This is a genomic window from Burkholderia sp. BCC1985, assembly GCF_905339915.1.
In the GTDB taxonomy this organism is placed as follows: Bacteria; Pseudomonadota; Gammaproteobacteria; order Burkholderiales; family Burkholderiaceae; genus Burkholderia.
This window is the reverse complement of record NZ_CAJPGY010000008.1, coordinates 233942-240443: the sequence shown is the minus strand read 5'-3', so window position 1 is coordinate 240443 and position 6502 is coordinate 233942. Positions and strand designations below refer to the sequence as shown.

At 61.8% G+C, this 6502-nt stretch carries 5 protein-coding genes and 1 pseudogene; all 6 read right to left on the bottom strand.

The genetic code is table 11. The features are described from left to right. Nucleotides 1-105: 105 nt before the first annotated feature. Nucleotides 106-1149 (bottom strand): PDDEXK nuclease domain-containing protein, encoded by a 1044-nt coding sequence (locus tag U4Z31_RS11120; protein ID WP_321810354.1) that lies wholly within the window; start codon nucleotides 1147-1149, stop codon nucleotides 106-108. 206 nt (nucleotides 1150-1355) lie between these two features. Next, nucleotides 1356-3183: pseudogene (locus tag U4Z31_RS11115) on the bottom strand (phage integrase family protein). An 11-nt stretch (nucleotides 3184-3194) separates the two neighbouring features. Next, nucleotides 3195-3860 carry a hypothetical protein gene (locus U4Z31_RS11110; protein ID WP_321810353.1) on the bottom strand — a complete coding sequence of 222 codons (666 nt, stop codon included), beginning with the start codon at nucleotides 3858-3860 and terminating at the stop codon, nucleotides 3195-3197. A gap of 42 nt (nucleotides 3861-3902) precedes the next feature. Continuing rightward, nucleotides 3903-4673 carry a DUF5677 domain-containing protein gene (locus U4Z31_RS11105; RefSeq protein ID WP_321810352.1) on the bottom strand — a complete coding sequence of 257 codons (771 nt, stop codon included), beginning with the start codon at nucleotides 4671-4673 and terminating at the stop codon, nucleotides 3903-3905. 57 nt (nucleotides 4674-4730) lie between these two features. Then, complete coding sequence (locus U4Z31_RS11100) at nucleotides 4731-5708, bottom strand: DUF2971 domain-containing protein (protein ID WP_321810351.1); 978 nt, start codon at nucleotides 5706-5708, stop codon at nucleotides 4731-4733. Between the two features lie 96 nt (nucleotides 5709-5804). Next, entirely contained in the window at nucleotides 5805-6233 is a 429-nt protein-coding gene (locus tag U4Z31_RS11095; protein WP_321810350.1) for a hypothetical protein, read from the bottom strand. Nucleotides 6234-6502: the final 269 nt, after the last annotated feature.

Genomic DNA, 6502 nt, shown 5'->3' with positions numbered 1-6502 from the left:
GTCTTCATAGGGTGTAGCGGCTAAGTTGTAATGGCTTTGACATGGGGTCGGTATTCAAAATCTCGAATATTCTGCAGGGCCGTCACTGCAGTGGACCAACCCGACTCAGTCTGAACCAGACAAATCGGGGCCCAATTCTGCTTCAATCTGGTCAATGGATGGCAATCCTGCTTCCAGCGACGCGGGGACGTCACGGAGGAGCTGGTATTCGGCGACGCCCATCGGATTTGCCATGCCACGCAACGCATACTCGGCAACCAAACGGTTCTTTTCCCGGCACAGGAGCAGCCCAATGGTCGGATGATCATCAGGCGACTTCAACTCCGAGTCGACCGCGGACAGGTAAAAGTTCAGTTGCCCGGCATATTCGGGACGGAACGGTGTTGCCTTCAGCTCTACCACCACGTAGCTGCGAAGCTTCAGGTGGTAAAACAGCAGGTCGATGAAGAATTCGTCGCCGCCGACTTCAAGCCGATACTGCCGGCCTACGAACGCGAAGCCGGCGCCAAGCTCGAGTAGAAAGCGAGTAATGTGCCGCGTCAGCCCCTGCTCGATATCGCGTTCTTGAGCATCTTCGGACAATCCAAGGAAGTCGAAGATGTACGGATCTTTGAGCGCTTCGCGCGCCAGATCTGATTGATGAGGCGGCAAGCGAGCGTCGAAATTGGTTACGGCCGCACCCGCCCGCGCATGTGCTTGCGTGTCAATTTGCATCGCGAGAACGTTGCGGGACCAGCCGTGCTCAAGTGCCTTGCCCGCGTACCAATCGCGGACCGCCGGATCCTTTGCTTTGTCGAGCAAGGTACAGAGATGAAACCACGGCAATTGTGCAGCAGGCTGCTGCACAAATTCCGATGATGGCCATGCTTGCGCTAGAGCCCGCATGTATTTCAGATTGCGCGGAGAGAATCCCCGCATGTCGGGAAATGCAGCCTTTAGGTCCTGAGCCAGCCGATCGATGACTTTTGTCCCCCACCCTTGTCGCTCCTGGCGTTCGAGAATGTCGCTACCGATCTGCCAGTACAGTGTCACCAGCTCGCGATTCACGCTTGCGGCGGCACGTGCACGGGTAAGCTCGACCCGCTGCTTGAGCTCCGTGAGCCAGCGGCGATAGTCTTCGTCACCCTGCAGGGTAAGGGAATTTGTCATCCAGCCTTTCGTTTGCAGTGTCGTAGTCAAAAAGATAGTGGGCATTATCCCGGCTGCAACCGGTATGAGGCAATGCCTCGCCGAACCGAAGGGAAATTTGATCAAGCCCTATATGGACCATTCCCAACACCGCCTTCGCCATGCCCCAGATCGATCCCTAGCGACGCGTCGAAATGCTGCCGATTTTTCCAGCGGGTACTTTACTTTTACTCGATCAAGCGCGCGTGGAATTTCCCGATCTCCGCGCGACGGCGTTTCTCTTCGGCCGTCACGTATTCGGACGTCGTCTGCAGCGAAGCATGCCCGAGCAACTGCTGCACGACGTCGAGCGGTACGTCGGCGGCCACCGACTGCGTGCCAAACGTGTGGCGGAACGCATGGGGCGATAGGTCGGTGAGGCTCTGACGCTCCGACTCGGTCAAATCTGTCAATTTTTCGAGCAACTGTCAATCGCCCACTGGACGAGACCTCGCGCGCCGCGCACCGAATAGCCGGGCAGTATCTTCTGGGTCGCACTGTCGCTGGCGTCGTACTTGCGCGCGAACTTTTCGCGTTCCCGCGGGGTGCGCGGAATGACCAGCGGCGCGATCAGGGCGCCGTCCGTTGATCCCGCACCGTCGGGCGCGTCGAAGTCCAGCCCCCGGTCCCGCCAGTGGGCGCGCAGCGCGTCGATACACGTGCCGCTGATCGGCACGAAGCGCTCCTTGCGCCGCTTGCCGATGACCCGTAGCTCCCAGGTGGCCGGAATCTCGCCATCGGCCGGATGTAGCTCGAGCGCATCCCGCGACGCGGCGCTCGCTTCGGCAATGCGCAGGCCCGCGTCCCCCATCATCAGCAGCAGCGCGCGGGCTGCCCGCCAACGCGGCGCCTGCGGTCCGACTCCCTCGCTCCAGTCAGCCAGCGCGGCGCGTGTGCGCGTCCACAAATCGAACGGCAGCGCTCGGCCCATGTGCAGGCGTTTGGCGTGCTTGACGGGCTTCGGGTCGACGACGGCCGCCCACGGATTGCCCGCGAGGTAGCGGACCTTGACCAGCCACTCGAAGGCTGCGCGAATCGCGCGCACCGCGCACAACTGGCTGTCGAGCGACAGGCCGCCGAGGCCGAACGGCCGCCAGCGGCCGGAGGCCCGCGACACGGGCAGCCCGATAAACGCGGCCGATGGCGCGGCGAGAAATGCCTTGTACGCCTCGCAATCCTCGACCTGCATTGACGACAGCGCGACCCTACGCTCGACGATTGCCCACAACAGCAGCCGTTCGAGCTCGCGCCGATACGCGCGCTGCGTCGCGTCCTGGCCGGTGTAGCGGCTCAGGTAGGCGCGCACGGCCGCGAGATCGTGCGACGCCCGGATGTACGGAACCACCACCGTCCGATTCGAGCCCGCCGCGCCGGACAGCGGATGCGGCACCGCGAGCCGCTCGAGGGGTACCAGCTGCCCGCGCGTGGGTTCAACGGTTTGCCCCGGCAGCACCAGCGGCTCGGCGGTATCGACGTCGACATCGACCGATTGACCGATCGTGTCGGCATGGCGGCGCAGCCACGTGACCAGCACGCGCGCGCGGCCGGCGCCGATGCGCGGCACCGAGCGCCACCAGCTGCCGCCGCGGCGATTGCAGAACGCGACCAGCTCGCCGAGCGTCACGACGCCCTCGCCGGCCAGCCGATCGGCGATGAGCGGTCGCCACCATCGGCTCACCGGATGGTCGGCGGCCGGAGTCGCGGCGGCCCACGCGCCGGCGGCCTGCTCGATCATCTGCAGGGACACCGGTGTCAGGCGGGGTTCGCCATACTTGGCGGTCGACGCCTGCAGGTGCGACATCAGCACCGCCGAGCCCTCTCGCAGCGCGTGCGCCACGAGGTCGTCGCGCATCGTGCGCAGCAGGCGCTCGACGTCGAGCGACTCGGTCGTGTCGGCGTCGAAGTAGCGCCGCGCGTGATCGACACACCTTTCACGCGGGCGCGCAACGCCCTGAACTCGGTCCGGCTATACGTTTGAAGCGCTGGCAGCGTGAGCTGCTGCGGTTGGTTCACCATCGATCAGGCCGCTACGGCGCGCGCGCGGGCACGCGGCTTCGCCGTGGGGAAAAACGCTCCCCATTGCTCCGGGGTGGCCCGGTCAATGATCTCGATCGCGACGGCTCGCGCGGCGTCGATCGAGCCTCCATGATGCGCCCCAAGCTGCGCCCCGGTTCCACATCAGATACCGAGAACAGCGCCGGCGTATGCGGATCCGACAGCGTGCTGCGGTGCACGGCCCAGGTCCGGCCGCGATGCTCGAAAGCGACGCCGATCGTCTTGGCCCACCGATCTTCATGCAGGGCGAGGTAGAACACGATCCCATCGACACGTTGCGGCGGGGGAATTTTCTGCGAGGGTTTTGCAGCCATGAGTGAGCTCTCGTGAATGGATTTAATGCCGGGACGCCGGCGCAGCACGTTCCGTCGCGGTGCCGCGCGTCGCCGCTCGATCCACTCAGGCACCTTCCGGGGCGACGCCGAACGCTTCGGTGCAGGGAGCCCCTTCCTTTCCCGGCGCTGCTGAAGCTTCGTGGCAACCGGCCGGTTCAAGCCGTAGACCGGAATCAGGTACAGCGACAGCAGGACCAGCGTGACCAGGGCCGTCAGCACCGCCGTCAACCCTGCACCGAGCCCAGCGTAGATCGTCTGTGACGCCTCGATCTTCCAGCCCTCGTACTCCGAGAACCGCTTCACCGCTTCATGGCAGCCTCCAGGCGCAACTTCGTCAACGGTTTCCTATGAGCCTTTCGATGCGTCCGGCATCGCTTGCACCGCGTTCCTGCTCAGCAGGGGCATGAAACGCTCCTCGCCGAGTTCGACGCAGCGCGCTATCAGCCCGAAGGCGAACTCGACATTCCGCATTGACGGCCCGAAGACAGCTTTAGCCCTACCATCTGGCTGCTCCTCGAGCACGCTATCAGTTCCGGCCATTGTTGCGTGCGATGCCATCATCGACAGCCCGCGGTAGGCGGAGGCGTAGAGGTAACCGAGCCCGGCGCGCTGCGCGGCAGCGAAGGCATCCAGCGCTGCCTTCGGCTTATCGACCTCCTCCTCAACCTGGCGCAACAGCGCGATTTGGCTTTCGGTCAAGTGACCTCCCTGAGATCCCTCTCTGATCATGGCCCGGGCTTGTTTTCGGCGCTCGAAGTCATGGCCGTCGGCGAGGCTCTCGAAAACGCTCGGATCCACGAGCGACGCTGCGCCGAAGAAGAGGAACTCGAAGCCGCTTCGCAAGAGAGTGAGAGCTTCGGGGGCCATGCCGCGCTCTGCAAGAAGTAGGCTCCCCTGGCATGCGCCGAGGCATCGTACCCAGAATGAAAGCGCTAGGGTTTCGTGTGGCGCGTAGTGCGACACGTCGGCAAAGAACAGGCACGCTGTGACGCGATCGGAGACCGCCTCGGCTTTAGCCACGCTTGCGGCAAGTTCAGCGCGCAACTGCCGGCGGCACGATTCGATCTCTGGCGAGAGAAATCCCTTGGCGGCGATGTCGGTGCGATTGACCATCATAATCGTGGCTCGTGTTGCGGATAGAAACGGACGATCAAGGAATCGCTTGATCGCCAATCAGGTAGCCCGAAATGGCGTCGTGGAGGCGCGCAGGCACGGGACCAGTGCCGGTCGCTCGAGTTGTAGCATGCGCAGCGTGGCTCGCTGAGACAACGGGTTGTGTGTCGGACCGAGGATGATGCTGTGTACCAGCTTATCTAGCCCGAAATCAGGGGCCGTTATCCCCTGCAGCGGCGCGAATCGGAATTTTAACTTTGGTTGCACGCCACTGGGACCGATCCAGTAACTGAACATGCTCTTAAGTGTGTTCGCGTGGTCCATATTAGGAAAATAAACTACTCGCCACTCCTGCTCCTCGGAGAAGCCATGGTGCTTGGAGAACAGCGAAGCCTGCAGGAGCCTCTGAAAGAGCACCGCGGCCACCATGCCAACATTATTCGTGTTGACGGGCAAGCGCTGCAGGGTGGTCGTGAACCGGTCGAGCCGCTGATTGATCCAAGCCAGACGGGCTTCACGGCTCAGGTATTCGACCGGCGCGATCATCAACGGGGATTGCTCATTTAAAGTCAACTGCTCGGTATCGAAAACTATCGCGGCACCGCTTCCGTTACCACCGTAACCTCGCCACATGGACAGGCGGCCATCGGCGTCCTTGGCCGGATCGTGCTCGGAGAAGCAGGCTACGTACGTGTCAAAAGCGTGTTCGCTATCAAAGCGATGCTTACAGGCATCGAGCTGGCTGATGAAGGCGTTATGGCAACCCAGCGCTTCGCAAGTGCGGAACAGATCTTTGTGCGCACGGACCGCCTGCATGCCATGCTGCAGCCCGTAATACAGCTCCTCATGATCGTTCATGCTGAGCGGGTTGGAAAACCACAGCTCTTCGCCTGTCAGGATATTGCGCAGATTTTCGACTGACGTGTAATGCGCGAGTAGCGGTCGTTTGTGTGGCAGATGCTTGCGCGCATCAACGTCAGAGTACAAGCACTTGGACAACGCGCCAATCAAAAAGTCTACAGAAGTCGTGTCGGGCATGAGGGAAAATAACAGTCAATAACAGAAGGGCCAGATATAGCGCAGAGTTGCTGACGCGACCATACGCATCCGTGCGTCGGCACGGCCGGCGTTTTCCTATTTACCTGTAATCTGGTCCGCGATGGGCCAATCGGGCACTTGTGGTCGCATCTTTCGGCCAACTTCCAACTCTGATTTTTTCCCCGCCAAGTACGCGGTTTTCGACCAGTCGGTTTCGGTAGTAGAGGCGATGTCGAGGCCGGCGTGCTGCCGCAGTCGGTCTGCAACGGTAGAGACCCGGAGCCCCAGCATCGCATATCCGTGCCGACGCTCCCAAAAGTATTCCGAGAAATCGGGCGGGTCGTCGAATTCGCCGACACCAGCAATATGTCGATTCAGCGATTCGATGTGATACGGCAGACTCATGATCTCGTCCATCAGGCGAGGGGGGAGCACCTTCCAATTGACGGCCAACGTCAACGGTCCAAAAGTCGGCGTTGCTACCGTGGCCTCGTAGTAACCCCCTTTCTCCTGCTGGTTGGCCATAGCTTGTTCCGTCATCGTCGACCACGGAGACACAACCATCGACAAATCGTTGCAGATGGGCGCTCACGATAATTGCCAAGTATGTAACGTCCTTCACGTACTGATCCGTCTCCCGCCGTATCTCACGTCGTGATGTCAGCTCCGCCCCAAGCCAAACTCCCCCTAGGCCTGCGGCGGCGGACACAATGCTCGGAAGGAAACCCCAATCCATCGTCGTCGTCCTATTTCGTACGGTTTTCCACTGCCTGCGAGGCCGGCGCTTGTCCATA